Source organism: Leptospira barantonii (assembly GCF_002811925.1).
Taxonomy (GTDB): domain Bacteria; phylum Spirochaetota; class Leptospiria; order Leptospirales; family Leptospiraceae; genus Leptospira; species Leptospira barantonii.
Window position 1 is genome coordinate 371295 of the sequence record NZ_NPDS01000001.1, and the last position, 22710, is coordinate 394004.

21 protein-coding genes are annotated in these 22710 nt (G+C 45.5%); 8 read left to right on the forward strand and 13 right to left on the reverse strand.

Annotation, left to right across the window (positions count from 1 at the left end):
• Positions 1-82 precede the first annotated feature (82 nt).
• Complete coding sequence (locus CH367_RS01720) at positions 83-1294, reverse strand: DegT/DnrJ/EryC1/StrS family aminotransferase (RefSeq protein ID WP_208861966.1); 1212 nt, start codon at positions 1292-1294, stop codon at positions 83-85.
• Positions 1295-1456: 162 nt separating this feature from the next.
• Here CH367_RS01720 and add point away from each other — a divergent pair, with 162 nt between their 5' ends.
• Positions 1457-2785: an adenosine deaminase gene (add, locus tag CH367_RS01725; RefSeq protein ID WP_100760782.1), complete on the forward strand. Its 1329-nt coding sequence runs from the start codon at positions 1457-1459 to the stop codon at positions 2783-2785.
• A 40-nt stretch (positions 2786-2825) separates the two neighbouring features.
• On the forward strand, positions 2826-3236 hold the full coding sequence (locus CH367_RS01730) for a VOC family protein (protein ID WP_100760783.1): 411 nt from the start codon (positions 2826-2828) through the stop codon (positions 3234-3236).
• 34 nt (positions 3237-3270) lie between these two features.
• Here the strand turns inward: CH367_RS01730 and CH367_RS01735 are convergent, their stop codons facing one another.
• From CH367_RS01735 to CH367_RS01750, 4 genes are all read right to left on the reverse strand, one after another.
• Entirely contained in the window at positions 3271-3591 is a 321-nt protein-coding gene (locus CH367_RS01735; protein WP_100760784.1) for an LA_3781 family PerA/PerB upregulated protein, read from the reverse strand.
• A gap of 10 nt (positions 3592-3601) precedes the next feature.
• The gene (locus CH367_RS01740; protein ID WP_125226082.1) at positions 3602-3982 is read right to left on the reverse strand and encodes a Bor/Iss family lipoprotein; all 381 of its coding nucleotides are present in this window, start codon (positions 3980-3982) and stop codon (positions 3602-3604) included.
• Positions 3957-4403, reverse strand: coding sequence for an LIC_10463 family lipoprotein (locus tag CH367_RS01745; RefSeq protein WP_100761309.1), 447 nt, complete (start codon positions 4401-4403; stop codon positions 3957-3959). The genes CH367_RS01740 and CH367_RS01745 overlap by 26 nt, the downstream gene beginning before the upstream one ends.
• A 64-nt stretch (positions 4404-4467) precedes the next feature.
• The gene (locus CH367_RS01750; RefSeq protein ID WP_100761311.1) at positions 4468-10146 is read right to left on the reverse strand and encodes a beta strand repeat-containing protein; all 5679 of its coding nucleotides are present in this window, start codon (positions 10144-10146) and stop codon (positions 4468-4470) included.
• A gap of 459 nt (positions 10147-10605) precedes the next feature.
• Between CH367_RS01750 and ygiD the strand changes: the two genes are divergently transcribed.
• Positions 10606-11376 carry a 4,5-DOPA-extradiol-dioxygenase gene (gene ygiD / locus CH367_RS01755; RefSeq protein WP_100760785.1) on the forward strand — a complete coding sequence of 257 codons (771 nt, stop codon included), beginning with the start codon at positions 10606-10608 and terminating at the stop codon, positions 11374-11376.
• Positions 11377-11380: 4 nt separating this feature from the next.
• Here the strand turns inward: ygiD and CH367_RS01760 are convergent, their stop codons facing one another.
• From CH367_RS01760 to CH367_RS01775, 4 genes are all read right to left on the reverse strand, one after another.
• Positions 11381-12892 carry an HTTM domain-containing protein gene (locus CH367_RS01760; RefSeq protein ID WP_100760786.1) on the reverse strand — a complete coding sequence of 504 codons (1512 nt, stop codon included), beginning with the start codon at positions 12890-12892 and terminating at the stop codon, positions 11381-11383.
• Complete coding sequence (dprA, locus tag CH367_RS01765) at positions 12816-13832, reverse strand: DNA-processing protein DprA (protein WP_100760787.1); 1017 nt, start codon at positions 13830-13832, stop codon at positions 12816-12818. The genes CH367_RS01760 and dprA overlap by 77 nt, the downstream gene beginning before the upstream one ends.
• Complete coding sequence (locus tag CH367_RS01770; protein WP_100760788.1) at positions 13829-14719, reverse strand: tetratricopeptide repeat protein; 891 nt, start codon at positions 14717-14719, stop codon at positions 13829-13831. Before CH367_RS01770 ends, dprA begins: the two co-directional genes overlap by 4 nt.
• Before the next feature lie 164 nt (positions 14720-14883).
• Positions 14884-15231 carry a DoxX family protein gene (locus tag CH367_RS01775; RefSeq protein WP_100760789.1) on the reverse strand — a complete coding sequence of 116 codons (348 nt, stop codon included), beginning with the start codon at positions 15229-15231 and terminating at the stop codon, positions 14884-14886.
• 90 nt (positions 15232-15321) lie between these two features.
• Between CH367_RS01775 and CH367_RS01780 the strand changes: the two genes are divergently transcribed.
• The 3 genes from CH367_RS01780 (at position 15322) to CH367_RS01790 (ending at position 17835) form a co-directional block, all read left to right on the forward strand.
• Positions 15322-15768 carry a GNAT family N-acetyltransferase gene (locus tag CH367_RS01780; protein WP_100761312.1) on the forward strand — a complete coding sequence of 149 codons (447 nt, stop codon included), beginning with the start codon at positions 15322-15324 and terminating at the stop codon, positions 15766-15768.
• Between the two features lie 187 nt (positions 15769-15955).
• A complete protein-coding gene (locus CH367_RS01785; protein ID WP_100760790.1) occupies positions 15956-17008 on the forward strand; it encodes an Lcl C-terminal domain-containing protein in 1053 nt (350 codons plus the stop codon).
• 80 nt (positions 17009-17088) lie between these two features.
• Complete coding sequence (locus tag CH367_RS01790) at positions 17089-17835, forward strand: LIC_13076 family protein (RefSeq protein ID WP_100761313.1); 747 nt, start codon at positions 17089-17091, stop codon at positions 17833-17835.
• A 10-nt stretch (positions 17836-17845) separates the two neighbouring features.
• On the opposite strand, the gene ispF is transcribed toward CH367_RS01790, so the two are convergent.
• From ispF to CH367_RS01805, 3 genes are all read right to left on the reverse strand, one after another.
• Positions 17846-18331, reverse strand: a complete 486-nt coding sequence (gene ispF / locus CH367_RS01795) for a 2-C-methyl-D-erythritol 2,4-cyclodiphosphate synthase (protein ID WP_100760791.1) — start codon at positions 18329-18331, stop codon at positions 17846-17848.
• 64 nt (positions 18332-18395) lie between these two features.
• Complete coding sequence (gene nadA / locus CH367_RS01800) at positions 18396-19370, reverse strand: quinolinate synthase NadA (protein ID WP_100760792.1); 975 nt, start codon at positions 19368-19370, stop codon at positions 18396-18398.
• A complete protein-coding gene (locus CH367_RS01805) occupies positions 19367-19882 on the reverse strand; it encodes a hypothetical protein (RefSeq protein WP_100760793.1) in 516 nt (171 codons plus the stop codon). The genes nadA and CH367_RS01805 overlap by 4 nt, the downstream gene beginning before the upstream one ends.
• A gap of 170 nt (positions 19883-20052) precedes the next feature.
• Between CH367_RS01805 and CH367_RS01810 the strand changes: the two genes are divergently transcribed.
• On the forward strand, positions 20053-21120 hold the full coding sequence (locus CH367_RS01810) for a lipoprotein LipL41 (RefSeq protein WP_100760794.1): 1068 nt from the start codon (positions 20053-20055) through the stop codon (positions 21118-21120).
• A complete protein-coding gene (gene lep, locus CH367_RS01815; protein ID WP_100760795.1) occupies positions 21101-21481 on the forward strand; it encodes a LipL41-expression chaperone Lep in 381 nt (126 codons plus the stop codon). The genes CH367_RS01810 and lep overlap by 20 nt, the downstream gene beginning before the upstream one ends.
• A gap of 17 nt (positions 21482-21498) precedes the next feature.
• Here the strand turns inward: lep and ftsZ are convergent, their stop codons facing one another.
• Complete coding sequence (gene ftsZ, locus CH367_RS01820) at positions 21499-22707, reverse strand: cell division protein FtsZ (RefSeq protein ID WP_100760796.1); 1209 nt, start codon at positions 22705-22707, stop codon at positions 21499-21501.
• Between the last annotated feature and the right edge of the window lie 3 nt (positions 22708-22710).

Consider the following 22710-nt stretch of genomic DNA (forward strand, 5'->3'; position numbering starts at 1 on the left):
GGATTTTGTCGTAGTTCCGACGATTTTTTCGGAATACGATGTCGGCCCCACCCGCATGCGGTGCTTTCGCGGAAACTTTCGATTAAAGCGCGCCGAAAATTTCCTTAACAGCTTTGATTACGTCCTGAACGTCCTCGTCTTTCATTCCCGGGAAAAGAGGAATCGAAAGGGATCTCGAGAACATCGCATTCGAGTTCGGATAGTTTTCCTTCTTAAATCCGAAACGAGAACTGTAAAAAGGATGTTCGTAAAGCGGAATAAAATGTAGGCTCGAACCTATATTCCGTTTTTTTAATTCAATTGCGAAGATATCGCGATCCATTTTTGCGGATGCACGATCCACTTCGACTCTGAAAAGATGCCAGGAATGTTCCCCGTCGGGAGCGGAAAGAGGAAGATGTAAAAACGGAAGATCCGCGAATTCTTTTTTATACAGTTCCGCGATTTCGACTCTTCGTTTCCAAAGATCGTCGGCTTCGGAAAGTTGAACGATCCCCAGAGCCGCCGCGACGTCCGTCATGTTGTATTTAAAACCCGGAGAAACGACTTCGTAATACCAACCCGGACGATCGTAAGTTTCGCGGTTGATTCCGTGAAGACGCATGAGTTTGATTCTATCCGCAAAGTGAGAATGGTTGGTCGTCACCATTCCACCTTCTCCGGTTGTGATTCCCTTGGTCGCGTAAAAACTGAATACGGTGAAATCACCGAAGGTTCCGATCTTTCTTCCCTTGTGAACCGCAGGAAACGCGTGGGCCGCGTCTTCGATTACGTAGAGATGATATTCTTTAGCGATTTCTAATATACCTTCCATGTCGCAGATTACACCCGCGAGATGCACCGGAAGAATCGCTCTTACTGTCTTTCCGGTTTTTTTGTGGAACAGGGTTCCGTTTTGATAAGTACATTCTCTTTCGATGGTGGCTCGAAGAGTTTCCGGAGTCATAAGATTGAAGATCGGATCTACGTCCGTAAGAATCGGTTCCGCGTCGAAGTAACAGATTACTTCGGCGGTCGCGGTGAAAGTCACCGCCGGACAGATGGCCGCGTCTTCCCGGCTCATTCCGATCGCTTCGAGTGCCAAGTGAAGACCCGCGGTCGCGGAGTTCAATGCGAGCGCGTAGTCGGCTCCGGTGTAACGCGCAAATTCTTCCTCGAACTCCTTCACTTTTGGCCCGGAGGTAATCCAGCCGGAACGAAGTACTGAGGATACTTCTTCGATGGCCCTTTCGGAAATGCAGGGAAGGGCGAATGGGAGAAAGGTTTTGCGTGCTGTAATCATAGTATCGGACATAACCCCCGGTGCTCTTCTAAACTTCGGCAGATTCGTATTTTTCCTGAGCAATTTTAGCGGGGAAAAGGGAGAATACAGAGTGTAGTTCGCAGGTTATCTCGCTTACTACGGTGCGTTCGATATAGAATTGAAATCTTTTCCGTGGAAATATATTTTGCCTTAGTGGCTTTAACTTTCGGAGAGATTTTAGATAGAATTCGGATCATCGACCGCGATGTAACCGAATTGAACCGCCTGAAATCCAGGCTCCCCGCAGACCGTCCTTATTCCTCGTCTTTACAGATTTCCTTCGACAAACAGATCAACGAACTCTTGAACGAAAGAGTGGGTTTGATGGAACTCGAGGTTCTCGATCCACCTTCTTGGATTTTAGGAGTTCCCACAACCGGTGTCGTTCAGGAAACCCCGGTCCCGATCAAAGGACTTTTCCCGTCGGGAGATCTTTCCAAGGAAAAACCCGACGACCAAGATGTTATCAACTTCTTGCGGGAACTCCCTAAAACCGAAATCCATCTTCACCTCGAGGCTTGCGTCAACAAGGACACGATGAAACAGTTGATGGCAAAGAATGGAATCACCGTTTCCGACGAAGAGTTCGAAGCCAAGTTCAACTTCAAAGATCTCAACGGATTCATTCAGGTATTTTTCTTCATTCAATCCCTCGTAAAAGAACCGGCCGACTTTTCGTTCTTCGTGGGAAGTCTCGCGGAATACATGCGTGCGAATAACATCGTTTATACGGAAGTGTTCTTCGCACCTTCCAAGTTCATCCAGAACGGACTCGACTTCGAAGAGATGGTCGACTTTCTCGTAAATCGAATCCGCGAGGAAAAGGAAAACGACGGAATCACCATACGCTTGTTAGTCGACGTTTCCCGTTCCTTCGGACCGGAGAATGCGATGAACAATCTCAACCGGGTTTTAAAACTCAGACATCCCGAAGTGATCGGGATCGGACTCGGTGGAGCGGAGTTGATGGGCCCAGCACGCGATTATCAGGAAGTTTTCCGGAAAGCGAGAGAAGCGGGTCTTCGTGTGGTCGCTCACTCCGGAGAAGACGACGGACCTTGGGCGATCTGGGAAGCCGTGGAACTTCTCAAAGCGGAAAGAATCGGTCACGGAACTTCCGCGATTCAAGATCCGGAACTCGTAAAATATCTCAGAGAAAATCATATCCCGATCGAGATCTGTGTGACGTCTAACGTGTTCACGGGAAAATACGTTCGTAAGGAACAAAATCATCCGGTTCGTTACTACTACGATCAGGGACTTGCTCTGAGCGTCAACACGGACGATCCGGAGATATTCAACGTAAACCTTACATACGAATATTATAAACTTTGGAGATTCCTCGACTTCTCCCTGGACGAGATCGTGGATCTGATTCGTCAGGGCGTTTTCGCTTCCTTTCATCCGAACAAAGAATCCCTTTGGGCTGAAATGGAAAAGAAAATCCAACTCGTAAAAGCAAGATACGGTTTGAAACGATAAATTTCTTTTCGAAATTCCGCTTCGTTTTAGAATTCAGTCCATGCAACCCAGAATTAACATCATCACCCTCGGAGTGAAAGACTTCGATAAAACGGTTCGTTTTTACGAGGAAGGACTCGGTTTTCCCAGAATGAAATTCGAGGGAGGCATCGCCTTCTTTACGTTAAACGGAACTTGGTTTGCTTTGTATCCTTGGGAGGCTTTGGCCGAAGACGTGGGTGTTCCCGCAAACGGAAACGGATTCAGAGGTTTTACCTTGGCTTACAACGGTCAATCCAAGGAAGAAGTGAATCAAGTGATCGCAAAGGCGAAAGCCGCAGGCGCTAAAATCGTGAAACAACCGCAGGATGTTTTCTGGGGAGGATACTCGGGTTACTTCGAAGATCCCGAAGGTTATTATTGGGAAGTTGCTTGGAATCCTGCCTTTTATCCCGGTCCGAAAGAAGTTTAAGAATCTTTAAAGTTCTTTCTACCTTTTGTGGATCTTATTTTTGACAAAACACTTGGACGGTTCTTCGCGTGTAAATTCCGCCGATCGTCCAGTGAATCACGTTGTCTAAAAAGTTTCTTTGAATCAAAATCTGCGGTTTTCCTTCTGTACAACGGACTTCCGGGGTTTCGAACGAGTCGATCAAACCCACCAAATATCCTCCTTGTTTGAATGTTTGATCCGGTTTGGATTCCGCGGGAAACTTGAGGGGACTTTGGTTTTCGTGGATCTGCAAGGTTGTGTTATGACAACCTACCACGATCGTCGTTGCGATCGCGATCTCAATCCAAGGGAGAATGGTGTTTAATGATTTCATAATATTCTTTTTAATTGTAACAGATCAGGTTGAGCGTTCTCGGTGAATAAATTCCCAGAGTCAGTTGTTCGTATAGGGAATCGAAAAAAGTGGAATATTGATGCGCTTCCTTGATCCCGTTCGGACAATACGTCGAGCCGTTGATCGCATAGTTTTTAGGACTCATTCCCCAAAAGTAAAACGACTGTGGAATTACGTGCATCTGGCTCGGTTCCGCGTTCAATCGTTCGCGATCGTCCAATGCGTTTTTACACTGTTTTTGTGTCGCAGGATTCAGACAGGACTTAGGCGGTTCCTGCGGAAAACGAACCCTTGCGTTCTGGCAAGCGGCAAAAACGCTCAGAATTAAAAATGAAAATAAGACCTTAACGATCTGTCGTCGATTCGACATCTATATAACCTATTCCGAATATTCCCGCGAAAAGATTGAAGTTGGATTCGTTTTCGTAGTTTTTCCGATACACGGAAAGTAGATAACGTCCTTTTTCCAAGGAATTGATTTCAATCTTACAGGAATACGTGTTTCCTGAATTCGTATTTGTACATTCCATCTTTGTGTCCAAAGGGAATTCTTTTTTTGTTAAGCGAACTCTCAAATCAGGGTTCGTCGAGTCGATTTGGAAAACTCCTCGGACGTTTTCGGATTGTTTAATCGTAAATTCGTAATTATGAATATTACTTCCGATCTCCATTCTCCCGTGAACGAAAGATTGAAGACGAAACATTCCGTTTTGTTCGTTGTTGAGAAAGGTCAGCTTTTCGGGTTTTTCGCTTCCATGGCAGAATAGAAGTCCCGCAAAAACGATCCACATGATCGAAACGATCTCTAGGACGCGGGCAAACAAGTCGGCTTTGATTCTTTTGTGACTTCGCATATCAATTGTTCTGTTGTCTATATACGCGTACGGGTTGATTATTTCTTCCCGCGCTTATGTAGATGTAGTTCATACCTGCGTCCGCTCCCGAAATCGCGGAATAGATCTGACGATTGGCCGTGTCGCCGAGTCCGTTGCCTCCGATCTGCTCCCATACGTTAGACGCGCTTCCAGGGTTGGAGATGTTCGTTCTCCAGACTTGGATTCCGTTTTCGTTGTCGAATCCCACATAAAGATACGATCCGTTCGCGACCACCATCGTCATACTGTGATTGGAAACGTTTCCGAAATTCGTAAATCCGTTTCCGTCGTCCCCGACAACGGACCAGTCTCCAGCCTCACAGAGTGTGGCGTTTCCGCTGATCGCAGGATCACATTTCCAAAGTTGAGGTCTTCTGTTCGTATAAGTTCCGTTTGTGCAACCCGAGATCGTTTGAACCGATCCTCTGAGTCCCGAGTTGTCCTGAGGAGTCAAACAGATCGTTCTTGTTACGTACATTCTTCCGTTAAACTCGGCGAACTGAGAGAATGCTTTGTCCGCGGGAATCATATCATAATACTTCGTAAGTTCGAGTGAGAACCAATTGTTATTGGAACCGTTGTGCCATTTTGCGTCCGTTCGAGGAGCGGCATCGGTCCAACCCGGACAACTATCGGTTCCGTCGCAAGGAGTTGGGTTGCCGCTTGTGGAACGTATTATACTTCCGTTATGTAATGAATTCGGAAATCCTCCGTTCGCCGCATACAATCTTCCGTTGAAAACGAAGAGAGAATCGATTCCCACATAGTAGGCCCAGTTGATCGAAGAATTGTTTCCTTCCTGAGAACCTCCTCCGAAGTAAGGCATTCTATCGATTCTAAAACGATCTCCTCGTGATCCGTCGTTCGCGTTACAATTGCTTCCAACCGTACATCTTGTGGAATCCGAAGTGTTGAACGTAATTTTTCCGAAGTCCGGAGAATTCGAACCTTGATTTCGTTTCGCAAAACCGGCGTAGATTCTATCGTTTAAAACGTTGATCGACGAAGTTCCCGCGGTTACGGTTCCGGTGATCGTTCCCATATCGATATACTTGAAGTCGAGTCCCGAGTCCGTATCGGAAGAATAGTAGAGATAATTGAAGTTTTCGGAGGATCTGGAACCCGCCATAAGAATATGAGCCGTTCCACCTAACATACCTGTTGCGAACACACCTCTTCCGTCCTCGTTGTCCGGTCCGCACCCGGTCGCTTGGTTTGCGTTGTTCAAAGTGCAACCCGTATGACCGATCGTCACGTAAGGAGGAACGCCGATTCCTCCGTCTCTCGTCGAAGCGCTGTTAGACGAAACATTGGAAGTTCCAGAAGAGGACGTTGTGTCCTTCGTAAAGGAGAAGGAAACCGATTCCGGAGAAGTTCCGTTGTAATTAAAACGAACCGCTTGGTTTCCGTTTGTGTTCGGACCGATATAGATCTGATTGTTATAACCCGTGAGATAACCGAAGGAAGAATCGTCTCCGAAAGGATTTGTTGCAATCGGGCCGTCCGCAAAGTTTACGGGAGAGCTTCCGCATCCGATAAAGCTGGTTCTATCTTTCGGAGAGGATTGTAGATTTTCCGTATCGGAAGAATTTCGAATCGCACCCCAAGATGTGTTGTCGAAACCGTCTCCGTCCAAGTTGTTCGCAGAGATCACGGTGTACTGACCACCCGATTGAGAAAGAGAATGCGTTAGACATACTTTGGAAGAATCCGCAGGAGCCCCACCGCAAACCGTTCCGTCCAAAATTTTCACGCTCGTGATGTTTCCTAAAGAGGAAACGCCCGTGAATTTATATCTCAACGCGCACTGCGTTTGATTGGAACATTCCGCGGACTTTGCGACGTCCGCTCCCGCAAACAATGGTTTCGAAAAGGAAACGATTACTCGACCCACGGTGTTACAAACCGCTCCCGAAAGTTTGAGTTGTTCTTGTCCCGTAAAATCGGCGTTATTCGGACAACCCAAAAGATTCGGAGCGAAGGAAAGATCGTGAATTCCCGCTTTGTTCACTACAAGCGTATATGTTTTTCCCGCAATTTGAGAACTCGAAAGTGTGATCGTAAACGTGTTGCCGCTTCCACTGATGTTACTCAACGAAAAATCTCCGGTTTGAGAATTTCCGCTAAAGTCCGTGTTATCCGAACAGATTCCGGTAAACGAAGAGCTATTCACGACTTTGTAATTGGATAAGGTAAGGGCTTCCGTGTTGTTTACGGATTCTGAATATACGATTCTTATCGTGGTCGGAGATAAGGAAACGATAGAAGTCACCGTAGGCGGAGTTGTGTCGATCGCGTTTACGGTAAGAGTCGTATTGCCCGAGACGGAACCGTATGCAGCCGTGATCGTTGCATTTCCCGCGAGAATTCCCGTCGCCAAGCCTTGTGTGCCAAGCGCGTTACTCACCGTTGCTAACGAATTGCTGGAGCTGGACCAGGTTGCGGTCGAAGTCAAATCCAAAGTGGTTCCGTCCGAATACGTTCCAACTGCGGAGAATTGTCTCGTTGCGGTTGCGTTGATTGCAGGGTTGGTCGGAGATACGGCGATCGAAGTAAGAATTGCCGCGTTTACCGTGAAGTTCGTATTTCCCGTGATCGAGCCTGAAGTTGCAGTGATCGTAGTCGTTCCGAGTTGAAGTGCGCTCGCTCTTCCGATGGTTCCGATCGAATTGGAAATCGAAGCAAAGACGGGATCGGAAGAGGACCAAGAAACCGAAGTAGTAATGTCCTGAGTGGACGCGTCCGAATAAACACCCAATGCTGTGAACTGACGGTTTAAACCTTTGGCGGAACTTCCGTTGACCGGGCTGACCTCAATGGAGACTAACGCGGCCGGATTGACAGTGAAACTCACCGAGTTGCTGTTCACTGAATTATAAACCGCGGAAATGTTCGAAGAACCCGTGGATAGCGCGGTTGCTAAACCGACAAACCCGATCGCGTTGCTGATCGGAGCCGAATTCGTATCGGAAGAATACCACGTGACAAGATTGGTAAGATTTTGGCTGGAACTGTCCGTATAAATTCCAGTAGCGGTGAACTGTTGAGTCAAACCTTTCGCTTTCGAGGGAGAAGGCGGACTCACTACGATATTTACAAGTTCCGCGGCGGTTACGGTCATCGTAGTCGGTGCGCTTTGGATCGAATTGTAGATTGCTCTAATATTCGAACCTCCTAATGCAACTGCGACCGCCAAACCTTCCGAACCGGCGGCGTTTCCTACGGTTACTTTTGAGGAATCCGAAGAAACCCAAGTGGAAACCGAGGTAAGATCCTGAGTCGAGTTGTCCGAAAAGATCCCGGTTGCGGAGAATTGTTTGGTAAGACCCTTTGCCACCGAAGGAAGACTTGGTGTAACGGAAATCGAAGTGAGAATCGCCGAAGTCACGTTCAACGTAACGTTCCCCGAAATCGTACCGATCGTAGCTGTGATCGTCGTCGCGCCCGTGGTTAATGTGTTGGTCAGACCTTCCGAACCGGAAGCGTTGCTGATCACCGCCTTGGAAGGAAGCGAAGAAGACCAAGAAACCGAAATGGTAAGATCCTCGGTGGAATTGTCCGTATACGTTCCAGTCGCATAAAATTGCTGTGTTAAACCTTTTGCAACGGAAGAATTGCTCGGAGTAACGGAAATCGAAACGAGAGATGCCGGAGTTACCGAAAAAGAAACGCTCGGACTTGTGATTGCGCCTAACGTAGCGGATATGTCGCTCGAACCGGGAATCAAAGCGTATGCGAATCCTTTATTGCCGGAAACGTTTTCGATTTGTGCGATCACCGTATCGGAGGAATTCCAGGTTACTTGTTCGGTAAGATCCTGCGTAGAGTTATCGGTGAAAACACCGGTCGCCGTAAAATTCTCCGTAAGACCTTTTGCTTTTGAGGAGGACGCAGGGGTGATTCCGATCGAAACGAGTTCCGCCGCAGTTACGGATAACGTGGAATCCGAGCTGTTGATACTTCCCAATGTCGCTTTGATGTTTGTGGTTCCGAGAGCGCTTCCAAACGCGGAACCTTCGCTACCCGACGCGTTTGAAATCGTAGCGACCGTAGAATCCGAGGAGGACCAAGTCACCGAGGAACTGATATCCGAGTTCGAAAAATCGGAATAGATTCCGGTCGCAGTAAAAATTCTCACCAAACCTTTGGCAAGAGAAGGATTGAGAGGTCCGATTTGAATCGAAGTGAGAATGGCCGAAGTCACCGTAAACGTGGTATTCCCCGAAACGGAACCGAACGTGGCGGTGATGATCGTGTTTCCGGTCGTCACCGTTTGCGCAAGACCTTCCGAACCGGAAACGTTAGATACGCTTGCGATGCTCGAAGAAGAAGTCCAAGTAACGGCGGAAGTAAGGTCTTGTGTGGAGTTATCCGTATAGGTTCCGGTGGCGACGAACTGTTGTGTAAGACCTTTCGCCTTCGAAGGCAGGTTCGGAGTTACTCCGATGGAAACTAACGTGGCGGAAGTCACCGTAAAATCCGTAAGACCTTCTATGCCGCCGATGGTCGCAGAAACCGTAACGTTTCCTTGGTTTAAGGTCGCACCCAAACCGTGACTGCCCGACGCGTTTGAAATGGAAAGAATGCTCGTATCGGAAGAAGTCCAAGAAACCTGATCCGTGATATCCAAACTCGTGTTATCGGAAAGAATTCCGGTCGCGGTAAACGATTGATCCAACCCTTTTGCTCGGGAAGAATTTACCGGTGAAACGGAAATTCCAACCAAGGACGCCGATGTTACGGTTAACGCGGACGATCCGATCGTAGAGCCGATCGAAGCGAAGACCGTGGTCGAACCCGTATTCGAAGTTTCTAATAGACCGTTTGTTTGGATCGAGGCTAACCCCGTATCCAAAACGGCCCATGAGACCGAAGACGTGATATCCTGCGTGGAATTGTCCGAATAAACACCGGTCGCGGTCAATTGTTGATTCGCACCGAGCGGGATACTCAAACTAGAAGGAGTTACCTGAATCGAAGAAAGTGTCGCAGAACTTACGGTAAGAGAAGCGGAACCTTGTTTGGAACCGAATGTCGCTCGAATATTAGAAATTCCTAAATTGATTCCTTTTGCCAAACCGGAAGCGTTTACGGTTGCAACGGAAGAATCGCTCGAAGACCAAACGATCAAAGGATCGGCGGAAAGATCCTGATTGGAACCGTCCGAAAAAATTCCCACAGCGGTAAAACTGCGGTTCACACCTTTCGGCAAAGAACCGGAATTCGAACTCGTAACTTGAATCGAAATCAAAGAAGCGGAAGTCACAAAAATTTGAATCTCGGAAGTCAGACCCTTATATTCCGCTTGGATTTGCGAAGAACCGGAAGAGGTTCCTCTCACGCTGTTTCCTTGAATCGTCGCAACGGATTGGGAAAGAGAAACGATGGAAGCGGAATTGGTGATGTCTTCGTTCGTACCGTTATCGTAAATCGCGGTGACTTGAAAAGTCGTGCTCGTTCCTTGAGCGATGGAAGAATCTTGAGCGCCGAGTTCGATACGCGAAAGAACGGGAGCCGAACTTCCCGGAGGAAGAAGGAAAAGGGAACCACCCCCTTTTTTTCCCGCGGCCAAACCGATCGTGCCGGTGAGGAGGGGCCAAGCCATACAACTCTGTAAAAAAATGGATAGAAATATAAAAACGAAAAATCTGCTCTTCATCAAACCGGCTTGTCTTATTGCTTTGTTTTTTGACGTTTCCATACGCGTAAATCCGGCAATCGGTTTATTTTTTTAATCCAAGCGGATTATTGTGAAAGAGATAAGAGACTAAGTCTTTGTCTTCGGCGTGCAAAGAACACAAAACTGGGTTAAAATGCCATAACTTCGGATGAGAGTTCATAACGTGTCCTTTTTTTTCGGATCTATGTCCCGAAGGAAAGAGCGGATAACGGTCTTTCCTTCGGGAAACTTTATACTAAAAATTGTATATTCAAAAAATAGAATGTATTTGTTTTTCAAAATCGAAAACGACTCCGTAAATAAAGTCTCGGATTTCAAAAACCAAACATGAGAGGACTCGGAAATAAATTGAAAAAAGGGGAGATCCCCACGCCGATATTTGGGGAAATCGGTCAAAACTATGTTTCTTTTTAAGACGGGTTATGTCTAAATAACAGTATGAATCCAGTTTTATTTTTCGGACACGGTTCTCCGATGAATCTCGTAATCCCATCGGACTTCACCCGCAATTTGGAAGAATTCGGATCCACCTTAAAGGATGTAAAAAACATACTCGTCGTTTCCGCGCATTGGAAAACGAGAGGAACTTACGTGAGCCTTTCCGATCCGCCGGAACAGATTTATGATTTTTACGGATTTCCACCGCAGTTATACGAAGTGCAATATCGACCATCGGGATCACCCGAGCTTGCAAACCGAGTGAAGAATCTCATCAAAACCGTGAACGTGCAGACCACGGAAGAATGGGGGATCGATCACGGAAGTTGGGGAGTTCTTTACTTTCTTTTTCAAAAAGCGAATCTTCCGGTCGTGCAGTTGAGCATAGACGCAAACTTAAGTCCTGAAAAACAATACGAGATCGGAAAAGAATTACGACCGTTGAGGGAAGAAGGAACCTTGATCATCGGAAGCGGAAATATCGTGCACAATCTTCACAAAGCGGATTTTCACAATATGAACGCGACCCCTTCCGATTGGGCGATCGAGTTTGACGAGTTCGTAAGACAAGCGTTGGAGTCTCGAAACGATAAGGCGATTTTGGATTTTGAAAAGAAGGGAGAAATCGCAAAACTTTCCCAGCCTACTACGGAACATTTCGAACCGATCTTTTACGTTTTAGGAGCGATGAAACCGGAAGAGAAGGTGAAGTTCATTCATCAGAGTTTTCAAAACCGATCGGTTTCGATGCGTTCCTTCACTTCGGTTTAAAAAATTATTCTTCGTCGCCGGAGAGAATCCATTCCTTGTTCGTAAGCGAATTGGAAACCTTCATCAGGTCCCTCTCCGGGTCGATCAGAACCTGACTCTTTCTTCCGTTTAACGAAACCATAACGTCCGCATACACGGAAACTTCCTGACCGGTTCTTTCCTTTTCATTCTTTCCCGCCCAATGTGCGAACTGAAGAATCAGATCGGGTTGATAACTCATCATGATCCTTTGAATTTCGTTCAAATGCGATTCGGGAAGAACCACGTTCGTTTCTCCGGTCTGTTGATTTACGACACGAAACGAAGCGATTCCGTTTTTTTGAACCAACATGATCTGCCAGGAAAAACGAAAACCTTGTTCGGTCCAAAGATGATTTCCCGGATAAAGAAAATGTCTGAGAGGAAAAAGACTTTGAAATAGAACGTAAAAAATCCAGAAGTAACGCAACATCCGATCGGATAAAAGAATCCCGAACTTCTTTTTCAGAACTTCGACTTTGGAAAAAAGAAGATTCTCCGAAATCGCGGACTTGGATTCCAAATACGCCAAAAAGGATTCGATAAAGGAGAATACGGATCTTCTAAAATGAATCGGAAATCGGGTCCATAAGAAATGTAGAATATTCTCACGATCGGGCAACATTCTTCTGGATTGAAGAAAACGAAACAGATCCACGGGCCAAGTTGGCGAAAAAAACAAGGTCGCGTTGACGATCATCACCCAAGGAAACATTCCGATCGGAAAAAGCTTCCAAGTCAAAAAATGGAATATTAGAACTAATGAATATCCGAACGCTCTCGTATTCTTATTTAAAAGAAGAAACGGAACCGTAAGATCGAAAAACAAACCTGCATAACTGAAAAAGTATCCGGTCGCCGACATGGAAAGTGTAGATCCGAAAACCGGCATGTCCGAATTTCTCAAAAGCCAAATTCGAACTGGTTGCGCGTCGAACAACCAATCCGGAACGAGTTTTCCGATTCCTCCGAAAAAATAAACCGCTCCGATTTGAAACCGGAGAATGTAAAGATTCCACGCGGGGATCGGTTCTATCTCCTGAATCGCTCGGTTTTTGAATATTCTAAAAATATGAAATATGTTCAACGCTCTGTCGGCCGGAATCCAGATCAAAAGAAAGAGAATCAGACAGATGAGATAGTAGTGATTGAGATAAACCGCGACTTCGAGGAGGTTGATGTATGTGAATATTAGAAAAAAACAAAGCACCGAGATTCTATAAAAGACTCCCAGGGAGATAAACACCGCGAAAAAAAGAAGGGAAACGAAAAGAGGATACAAAATCCAAGCGGGAAGAACTCCGATCCAGGAAAGACCGTAGAATTTAAAATGAAAAACCGGATCGAGAAAGTATCTCGCGATCCATCCGTTTGCAAAATAACGAAATGCTAATATAAAAAGAAGAAATCCTAGGACGATTCTATAAAGACCCAGGGACCAAGCGGGGACCGGGTTCGAAGCCCGGGAGAATAGGTTGAAAAGAAGTTTTTCTCGCATAGTAACCGGAACCGATCGGTTTCCACTCGCCAGAAAAGCGCTTCTTAGAAAGTTCTGCAAGCATTCCCGGAATTTTCGATTGAGAATCGGGTAAAAGATCGTTTAAGTGAAACACTTCCCGCATCCCCAAAGAGATGTCGTTCAAACTCAAGACATCCGCTCCGTCTTGAATCAAAATTTCTCCGCCTTGATTTTTTGTTTGAAGCGGATCGGAAAAGATAAAAATCCTTCGGTTTTGTTCGAGGGCGTTGTGCGCGGAGGAGATCGCTCCCGATTTTTGGGGAGCTTCCACGATAAAAACGGATTCCGCGAGACCGGTCACGATTCGATTTCGTTTCGGAAAGGAATACTTCAACACCTTGTGGCCCGGAGGATATTCGGTTAAGATCAAGGTTCTTTCGGAGGACTTCATTCTTTGATAGAGCGATTTGTTTTCGCGCGGATATTCCGTTTCGGGTCCGGTTCCCATCACTCCGATTACGTCTAATGTTTCGTCTAACGCGGAGTTCATCGTTGTCGCGTCGATTCCTTTGGCAAGACCCGAAACGATTCCGGAGAAGCCGTTCTTTTTCAGATAAGACGGAAACAACTCGGACGCAAATGTGGAAATCGGAGAAGGATTTCTCGTTCCGACCACGGCGGCCAAGGATTGGTTTAAAATTTTAAGATCCCCTTTGTAGAATAGAATCAAAGGCGGATCGTAGATCTGTTTTAATCCTATGGGATATTCAGGATCGAAAAAACAAAGAACGGAGAATCCGGTTTTGGAAAGATCCGAAAGAATTTTTTCGGAATTGTCCTCCGCATTTTTGAGAACGGACGCGGGAATTGAACGTTTTATGACTTCGCTAAGTTCACCCCAAGAGTCGTATTTTTCGAATATTCTATTTTTATAACATATCTTGGAAGCGACCGAATCCGAAAGAACGAGCGGGTTCATTCTTCCTTGGAGGAACTTTCTTCTATTTTTTTCAGGTTTTGTAAAACGTTTTGATAAGAATCGTTCTTTTCCAACCCGCCCCTTACAAGTCCGGCGTCGTTCAATTCCTCGATTGTTTTTTTTACCTTCAGATATTCTTCCTTGGAATCCTCGACTTTGCCGAGTCGATACAAAAAATTCGCTTTTGCAAATCGGGCGGGAACGTTCTTATATTCTTTTTTTATAATATCATCGATGATCCTAAGCGCCTTGTCCTGATCGTGGAATCCCGCGGATACTCCCTCCCAAGAAGAATCCGGCATGGAAGAATCGAAATAGATCAATGAAAGCTGAAACGGAAATCTGGAATCGCGGGGATCCTGAATCGCGAGATGTGTGAAAAGATCGATCGCGATTTGTCTTCTTGTGGTTTCCCAACCGCGATCCTTGGAAGCGTTTGCGTAAGCGAGTGCGGTTTCATAAAGAAGTTGTTGATCGACCGGTTTTAAAAGAAGGGCCTTTTCGAAATACGGAATCGCGGGTTCGAAAAAATGTAGTTCCGCTCCGACGATTTCCACTTTTTTGCCCTCGTTGTTTTCCTTGAGCGCGCGGTTGTAAAACTTAACTCCCATATCGTAGTCGCCGATTTTCATATAACCCTGAGCGATCTTCCAACTCAGCGTTCCTGCGGATCTTGTCTTCTGTGCCATCGCGGAAATTTTCTTTTCCAATTCCACGATCTCCGCTTCTTCCATCGCAAGTCTTTCCTTCCAAGCCTCGAGGTCCTCTATCGTGGGAGGTCGATCTCCTCGATTTTGAAATCCGAAATTTTTGGATCGTTCGCAGGAAACAAGAAGGGTTACGGACAAGAAGAATGGAAAAAAATAACGAAGAATGTTTTGCATCATAAGAACTTCCCGGTCGGCGTCGACCTTTCGTAATGAGTATCGGCTCGAAGAAAAAATCCCTTCTCCCCTAAATGATGCGGTTTTGGAAATTGAATCGGCGGAATGAATTCTCGGAAAAAAAGAAAAAAAGCGGAGAAGCTCCGCCTTTTTTATGAAAGATCGAATTAGTCTTTTGTGCTTCCTGAGATCAAAAGAGCCGCTCCCAAAAGGGCAACGTCCTTTAAAAGTGCAACCGTCGAAGCTTGATTTCCCGCGGCCGCGCCCGGAAGGTGAACTAAGACCACGAAAATTCCCAATAAAACCGCAAGAAGAATGGTCGCGAGATGCGTTTTAATTCCCGTAATGATCGAAACCGAAGCCGCTATGAGCGCGAGTCCGATTAGGTAAACCCAAATGACCGGAAAGGGAATATAAGAAGGAACGAGTCCAGACATAGCCGGACCCGAGATAAAATGAAACAATCCGAAGATCGCAAAAGGGACCGCATAAACTATTTTACCTATTTTTTTCATGGTTACTCCTTGATTCAAGTGCTGAATCCTGATTGAATATTGGACTTCGGCAACTAGAATTTGACCGAAAAACGAAAATGGTTTTTAATTTTGGATATTAGAATTCTCGATAAAAACGATCTGGATTGGCTGTTCGCTTTGGAAGAAAATTGTTTCGGAAGCGGGGCCTGGACAAAGGAGATGTTATATTCTCATTTGAAAGAATGTTCCGGGATCGGCTCGACTGATCAATGTTACATTCTTTACAAAGGATCGATCGGCGAAATCGAAATCTACCGGGTCGCGGTTCATACTCGTTTGAGAAGACAGGGAATGGCCAAAGAACTTATGGAACGTCTTTTCAGCATGGAAAAGGAGAAGACGTTTTTCCTCGAAGTGAGTTCCAACAATTCTTCCGCGATCGCATTGTACGAATCCTGCGGTTTTCAAAGAATTCATATTAGAAAACATTATTACGAAGACGGCTCGGACGCGCTGATCTACAAAAAAACTCACTTGGACGTTTTTGAAAGTTTCAGTTTCGACGTTCCGAATTGAAACGAATCGCTACTCGAACGAGGGATTTTCGATAAAATTTAAGCATTCAAAAACTCTAAACGAACGTCGATCATGTCGCTTTAACGAATTCGATGAACTTTTTTTCGTTATGCGCTCCTTGAAATCCCTTTTTTAGCTGAAAGTTATTTCCAATCGGTATACACTGCTCCTATTGGAAAATTATAATATGAAAAGGGTTCTTTGTACTTCGTTCTTATTCTTCGTTTGCACATTCGCTTCGAATTGTTTTTTAAATCCGCTTTCCCAACTCGTTACGGAAACGATTTTTCCCACACAAGAAGTTTGTAAGGACTGCGACGCACAGCGCGCCATCGCGTTGGCCGCCGTGTTTCAACCTCAAGCGAACGGAATCAAAGCGTTCGGTTTTGATTTATCCGCTTCGTTTTCGACGTATTGTAAGGCTGGAATTTGTGCGGGAGGAATTACGGAGAAACAACCGAATTCCACCGTGACCATCGCCGTTCCCAGTGCGACTGACGTTACCAGTTTAAAACCTACTTTTTTGATTCCGGAAAATTCTAAATTGGAAGTGAGTGGAACCGCTCAGGTTTCGGGAACTTCGGTTCAGAATTTTACGAACCCCGTCGTGTATAAGTTTACGGATGAGAATGGAAATTCTCAAAGTTATACTGTGACGGTTGTACCTGCGGCGTCTCAGGATAAAGTAAACGGAACGGTTATCATTGGTGGCCAGTATATTTGGACCAAATGCTCTTACGGACAAGTTTGGAGACCTGGGTTTAACGACTGCATGGGAAAGGGAACCGAGGCCGATAACTACGGAGCGAATCTCGATGTCGTGTTTTGCGATACGGATGATAACGCCTGCGGTCCTTATGGAAAAACAGAATTTTCAAATGCTTGTTACGACATGCAGACCACATTGGCCCCTCCGGAACTCGCTTCTCTTCCGTTTGTAATGCGTCCCGGCGGCTTTGACCCCACGAACCTATTGACCTCTTGTAGTCCCTATTCAAAAGGAACTTTCTGTACCACAGTTTCTCAGTATCAATGCCCGAGTAACGCGAGCACGGATTCTACGATCAATACGACCTTATTTCCTCAAACCGTAAACGGATATTATTGGACTTTTACCCCAAGCGGTTGCACTTCCGCAACTATGCAAGTGATTCAATTCGGCGGTAAGAGCGAAACGATCACGCATACGAAAAGCAGTAAAGGTAAAGCCATTCGCTGTATGTATGATCTTTTTTCATGATCCGAATCCAAAAATCAAAATTCACGTTTTATTATAGAGGCCTTCCTAATATGAAATTCAAATCTCCTTTGATTCCTAAAATGAAATACACAATTCACGTTCTCCTTTCTTTCATCCTTTTCTTTGCGATCTTATCCGATTGTAAGATCGATCAGAGAATCAGTTCGGATAAAAATCACAGAACCATTCTCGCTTCTGCGGACGCGAACTGCCAGGTTGCGGCTGTGGAACCGTTGTATTCTTTCTTGTTCGGCCTGGTTCCCGTGTTTCGCAAACCGGAACCAGAACCGGGAATGGGACAAACGTTACGCATCACCGAAATCACCAACTGGAAGGATTACGCGATCACCGCACTCGGAGGTTGGGCGATCACCTTGGTTCGTAGAACGAGAACGATCGAATTCTGCGAAGAGAATTTATACGCGAGCAATTGGAATCCCGAAAAAGTTTCAGTGGATCAAACTTTGTATCAGATGGCCGTTACCGGAAAGGTGATCGTTCATCTGAAATCGGGCGATCCTTTGACTCAGGTAAGAATTCTATCCTTCGACGAAACTTCTATCGACGTAGAAACCGTGGTTCCCGATCCGCAAGGCGGATTTACGGATCGAGCGATTCTAAGAGACGGTTCCACCGTAGACGGGAAACAAGTCGGTCAGGACGACAAAGAAGTGATTATGGAAAATCTCGAAGGAAAGAAGATCACGATCACCAAGGCCAGTCTTCACAAGATCGATATGAGAGTTCCGAAAACCATTAAAGAAAAGAAGAATATTCAAAAGTCTGAAATCTCTAGGATCGCGTTCGAAGATACTTCCAAAAAGTAAACGGCCGCGTTTAAACCTTCTTTCCCAAAAGAATCGTACAAAACGTTCCGATTCCTTCTTGGCGACCTAAGGCTCCCATCTTTTCCGTGGTTGTCGCTTTTACGGAAACACAATCCGCGGGAAGATTCAAAAGATCACATAAGGATTTTGTAATTCTTTCTTTGAGGGGAGCGATCTTCGGTCTTTCTCCGATCACCGTACAATCCACGTTGACGAGTTCGAAATTTCTTTCCCGCATCAGTTCCAAACATTTGCGGAGAATCACCTTGCTGTCCATGTTCTTCAGATTCGGATCCGTATCCGGAAAGTATTGACCGATGTCGCCCAATGCAAGCGAGCCGAGAATCGCGTCCGAAAGCGCGTGCAAAATGATATCCGCGTCCGAATGTCCTACAAGTGCGAACTCGGATTCGCATTCGATTCCACCGAGGACCAAGGGTCTGTTCGGGTTGATTTCGAGTTTGTGAAAATCGATTCCGTTTCCGATTCTATACATTTTGAATATTCCTATATTCGAAAATTCTCACGTACTCGCGGAGTTTTTCGATAAACGATCGTTTTTACTTTTTAAAGGAAAGATCCAACATTCTCTGTACGGACATTCTTCCCTTTTCGATGACTTCCGGGTCGAGATGAATCTCGTATTGATCGTAGAGCAATGCGTCTCTGATTTTTTCCAACGTGATCCGTTTCATGTGAGGACAAACCTGGCAAGTCGAAACGAAATGACGATCCGGAAACTCGGAACGCAGATTGTCTCCCATGGAACATTCCGTGATGAGAAAAATATTCTTAGCTCCGGATTTCTTGATGAACTCGCTCATCTGAGAAGTGGAACCCGAATAATCCGAATGATCGACCACCTCGGTTTTACATTCCGGATGAGAGATCACTGTGACGCCGGGGAATTGTCTTCTCGTAAGTTCGATGTCTTCCGCGGAATACATTTCGTGAACCATACAACTTCCGGGATGTGTGATGATTTTTTTCTTAGTAAGATTCTGAACGTTTGCGGCGAGATAACGATCGGGCAAAAAGATAACCGTGTCGCTTTCCAAGGATTCAACGACTTGCAATGCGTTTGCCGATGTGCAACAAATATCGGTTTCCGCTTTTACGTCCGCGGTGCAGTTCACATACGTCACGACGGGAACGCCCGGATATTTTTGTTTGAGATCGATCACATCCTGTCTTGTGATACTTTCGGCGAGAGAACAACCCGCTTTCAAATCCGCGATCAACACTTTCTTTTGCGGAGACATAAGCTTTGCGGTCTCCGCCATAAAATGAACCCCGTTGAAAAGAATGATATCCGCGTCGGTGTCCGCCGCGACCTTACTTAAGTAAAGAGAATCACCCGTGATGTCGGAGACACCGTGAAAAACGTCGGGTGTCATGTAATTGTGACCGAGAAGAACCGCGTTCTTCTCTTTTTTCAATCTTTGAATTTCTTGGATCAGAGGAAGTTTTGCTTCGACCTCGTGTTCCATATAAGTGGTTTTGAGTGCTTTGGTTACTTCTTCGAGAGTTTTCATGGGTAAGGCCAATATGTCGTCGTTGTTGAAATTCCTTTTAGCTTTGGAAAGGAAGAATCGATTCCCGTGTTACAATTAGACTGACACTGTCTCCAAAGATTCCCGCTATTTGCGGAAGATGAACGTTTGGCAGTGACGTAATCCGACTCGGTTTCAAAGGAGCAAGACGAGCCCGAACTATAACTTAGGAAGAATGTGGAATTGCATTTGCTCCAGCAACGAAGAAGCTCTTCCAGAATTTCCCGTTTTTGCAGATTGGCGGGTTGAATTCCGTTTTCTAACTTATCCAATTCGTTACTCGAACATTTGTCGTTGATTGATACGGGAGATTTTAAACATAAATTCTCCTGAGTGTAATAGTCCACGCAGGAAGGGTTGGAACCGGAGGCGAGCAACCAGCTAAGAAGTTGTTGGTTCTGTGTATCCGCTTCTTTCTTGCGAGCGATACAACCGAAAACGACTACGATACAAAGGAGAATTAAAACGTATCGTTTGTGCGTAGCAAAATCCATTCCTTTTCAATTTCTTTCACGAGAAGTCTCGATACAATCAAAAAAACGACGGGAAAATCGTCGATTGTTCAATTCCGATTCGGCCCATTCTAAAATATATTGACACGATTCTTTTTGAATTTTAAATAAGCCCTTATCCCCAAAATCAAACAGGTTGGTGTTACTTTACCATGAGAAAATTATCTTCTCTAATTGCTGTGCTAGTTCTCCTTATGTTCTTAGGAAATTGTGCAGATACAGTAGATGTAGAATATCCGGTATTCCCGAAAGATAAAGAAGGCCGTGCTCTTCAAAAATTCCTCGGAACAATTCGCAACGTAGGTCTGGCAGTTGAGCCTCCAAAGAAAAGTCTTTGGGAAGCGATCTTCGGAGAAGGTTCCAGCTTTATCGATCAAATGCCTTCTAAAGTTTTCGAAGCATTCGACAAAGAATCCTATTACAAACTGATCGACCTTAGCAAACGTGCGGACGTTCTGAACGAAGCGACTCTTTCTCTTACTGGTATTACTAAGTCCAGAGCGAAGATCGGAAACCTTCTCGGTGCAGAAGCGATTCTTTACATCGGTTATCAAAAACCTTACACTGAATGTGGTAGCGAAAACAAAATCGACGCGGTAGCGGCTGGTTTGAAAGTAGCCGGTTTCGCGGCTTCTATCGCAACCGGTAAAGAAGTGAACACAGGAAACGATCCTGTTTCTAAACCGACAGGCGTTCGTTACATGTTGATTCCTCTCGATGCAACTTTGATCAAAGTTGACACCGGTGAAGTGAAGAAGGCTGTCGTTTCTAATCCTGCAAAAATCTTCAACAGCGTTGGAAATCTTTCTTGCCCATCAGTTCTTGATTCTTTCGGACAAGGTCTTGACGAAGCCGCGGCTTACATCAAGGGCAGACTTTCTCCTCTTGTTAAAACCGAGAAGATCGAAATTTTCGTAAAAGACGAAGATGAAGAAGTAAAAGAACTTCTTACTGAAGGTTACGAAGAAATCCAAGGTGAAACTCCAAGCTTCAAAAAAGCAAAAGAAGCATGGGAAAAAGCCGACAAAAAAGCGAAGGGTCAGTCTTGGGGAGCAAAAGCGAACCTCGGAACTTACTACTTCTCTTCCGGTGATTTCGAAAAAGCAATTAAACTCTACGAAGAAGCTATGAAAATCAACGGTGCGAAAAAAACGTATCTGAGAGAACTTAGAAAAAGAGTAGAAGCTACTTTTGCGGTTGATGAAAGCAACGCGAAATAAGCCGATTCTTTTGAATCTTCCAAGTGATAAGAAAAGCGGGCGCAAGTCCGCTTTTCTTTTTTTAACCCTAACGATCGTATCCTTATTCTTACTGGATTGTAGAAAAACTCCGAACGAAGAAGAATGTGTGGAGAATCAAATGCACAACGTAAAGTTGATCGCACAATCTACGGATGAGGAAATTCCCACAGGTATGCGTCAGCTCATGTTGAAGCAGATTCTTCAACCGGATATGTCTCGGGCGATCGTATTGCGTTGTATGTCCGACAAAACGTTGAAACAGGTTCAATGTGAGTTGGCAAAGGAAAAGTTCGGCGACTTAAAAGAATGTTCGAAGTTCGCTAAGGAAGAATCGAAGTAGATCGACCTCAGCTCCGATCAAGGTCCGGAGCTGTTTCTTCTTAAATAAGCCGGGATATCGTAGTCTTCCGCTTTCGGAGAAGAGCTGTTCGGAGAACGATGACGCAACGATCCCGGATTTCTTTGCGATTCCGCGTTCTCTTCACCGAAAAAATCTTTTTTCTCCGAGGAAGAATTCTCCATCCCAACAGCCTTACGTTGAAACCCGTAATTCTCCTGAACTCTCGTAACCAAATCCTGATTCTGAATCAGTTTACCCGATGAAGAACGTTTGTTAAAACCGGTTGCGATCACCGTTACACGGATTTTATTCGAAAGAGTTTCGTCTTCGTGAAGACCGATGATGATGTTCGCATTCGGATCCACTTGAGAAGTGATGATTCCCGAAACTTCGTTCCAATCGGAGATCGTAAGATCCTTACCGCCGGAAACGTTGATGAGAAGAGAGGACGCGCCTGCGATCGAAGTGGAGTCTAACAACGAATTGTTGATCGCGTATTCCACCGCTTCTTTTACTTTTCCTTCTCCGCTTCCTTCGCCGACTCCCATGACCGCGTCGCCCGTATCGCGCATGATCGTCTTAACGTCCGCAAAGTCCACGTTGATCAGACCGGGATTGTTGATGATATCGCTGATGCCTCGAACTGCGTTCAAAAGAATATCGTCGATCACTTGAAACGCGAGATCGATCGGAGTGTTTTTATCCACAACTCTAAAGATCGAATCGTTGTTGATGAGAATCAACGTATCCACGTGAGAACGGAGTTGTTCGATTCCTTTGCGTGCGAGTTCCATTCTTCTTCTGCCTTCAAAGGAGAATGGAAGTGTGACAACTCCGACCACGAGACATTTCATTTCTTTTGCGATCTTTGCGATTACGGGCGCGGCTCCGGTTCCGGTTCCACCGCCCATTCCCGCAGTGATAAAAACCATATCGGCTCCGCGCAAAGACGATTGGATTCTTTCCTTATCCTCTTCGGCGGCCTTGTAACCGAGTTCGGGATCGCCACCCGCTCCCATACCGCGAGTCGCTTTGGTTCCTAAGATGATTTTGTTTTCCACGGGAGAACGAAGAAGAACCTGTTCGTCCGTGTTGAGAATCGCAAACTCCACTCCTTTCAAAGTGGAATTGGACATTCTGGTGACGGCATTCATACCGCCGCCGCCGATTCCGAATACTTTAATGACTGCGGGACTGGTTTTTGTTTCTTCTTCAAATCGGATCATATT

What these genes read in the sequence shown, in the direction of transcription:
- CH367_RS01790 (WP_100761313.1), top strand. Translation starts at nt 17,089, where the DNA reads ATGAAATACACAATTCACGTTCTCCTTTCTTTCATCCTTTTCTTTGCG.
- CH367_RS01750 (WP_100761311.1), bottom strand. Translation starts at nt 10,146, where the DNA reads ATGAAGAGCAGATTTTTCGTTTTTATATTTCTATCCATTTTTTTACAG.
- ftsZ (WP_100760796.1), bottom strand. Translation starts at nt 22,707, where the DNA reads ATGATCCGATTTGAAGAAGAAACAAAAACCAGTCCCGCAGTCATTAAA.
- CH367_RS01745 (WP_100761309.1), bottom strand. Translation starts at nt 4,403, where the DNA reads ATGTGGATCGTTTTTGCGGGACTTCTATTCTGCCATGGAAGCGAAAAA.
- CH367_RS01810 (WP_100760794.1), top strand. Translation starts at nt 20,053, where the DNA reads ATGAGAAAATTATCTTCTCTAATTGCTGTGCTAGTTCTCCTTATGTTC.
- CH367_RS01775 (WP_100760789.1), bottom strand. Translation starts at nt 15,231, where the DNA reads ATGAAAAAAATAGGTAAAATAGTTTATGCGGTCCCTTTTGCGATCTTC.
- ygiD (WP_100760785.1), top strand. Translation starts at nt 10,606, where the DNA reads ATGAATCCAGTTTTATTTTTCGGACACGGTTCTCCGATGAATCTCGTA.
- CH367_RS01730 (WP_100760783.1), top strand. Translation starts at nt 2,826, where the DNA reads ATGCAACCCAGAATTAACATCATCACCCTCGGAGTGAAAGACTTCGAT.
- CH367_RS01760 (WP_100760786.1), bottom strand. Translation starts at nt 12,892, where the DNA reads ATGCGAGAAAAACTTCTTTTCAACCTATTCTCCCGGGCTTCGAACCCG.
- CH367_RS01720 (WP_208861966.1), bottom strand. Translation starts at nt 1,294, where the DNA reads ATGTCCGATACTATGATTACAGCACGCAAAACCTTTCTCCCATTCGCC.
- CH367_RS01785 (WP_100760790.1), top strand. Translation starts at nt 15,956, where the DNA reads ATGAAAAGGGTTCTTTGTACTTCGTTCTTATTCTTCGTTTGCACATTC.
- dprA (WP_100760787.1), bottom strand. Translation starts at nt 13,832, where the DNA reads ATGAACCCGCTCGTTCTTTCGGATTCGGTCGCTTCCAAGATATGTTAT.
- CH367_RS01740 (WP_125226082.1), bottom strand. Translation starts at nt 3,982, where the DNA reads ATGTCGAATCGACGACAGATCGTTAAGGTCTTATTTTCATTTTTAATT.
- lep (WP_100760795.1), top strand. Translation starts at nt 21,101, where the DNA reads ATGAAAGCAACGCGAAATAAGCCGATTCTTTTGAATCTTCCAAGTGAT.
- nadA (WP_100760792.1), bottom strand. Translation starts at nt 19,370, where the DNA reads ATGAAAACTCTCGAAGAAGTAACCAAAGCACTCAAAACCACTTATATG.
- CH367_RS01805 (WP_100760793.1), bottom strand. Translation starts at nt 19,882, where the DNA reads ATGGATTTTGCTACGCACAAACGATACGTTTTAATTCTCCTTTGTATC.
- CH367_RS01735 (WP_100760784.1), bottom strand. Translation starts at nt 3,591, where the DNA reads ATGAAATCATTAAACACCATTCTCCCTTGGATTGAGATCGCGATCGCA.
- CH367_RS01770 (WP_100760788.1), bottom strand. Translation starts at nt 14,719, where the DNA reads ATGATGCAAAACATTCTTCGTTATTTTTTTCCATTCTTCTTGTCCGTA.
- ispF (WP_100760791.1), bottom strand. Translation starts at nt 18,331, where the DNA reads ATGTATAGAATCGGAAACGGAATCGATTTTCACAAACTCGAAATCAAC.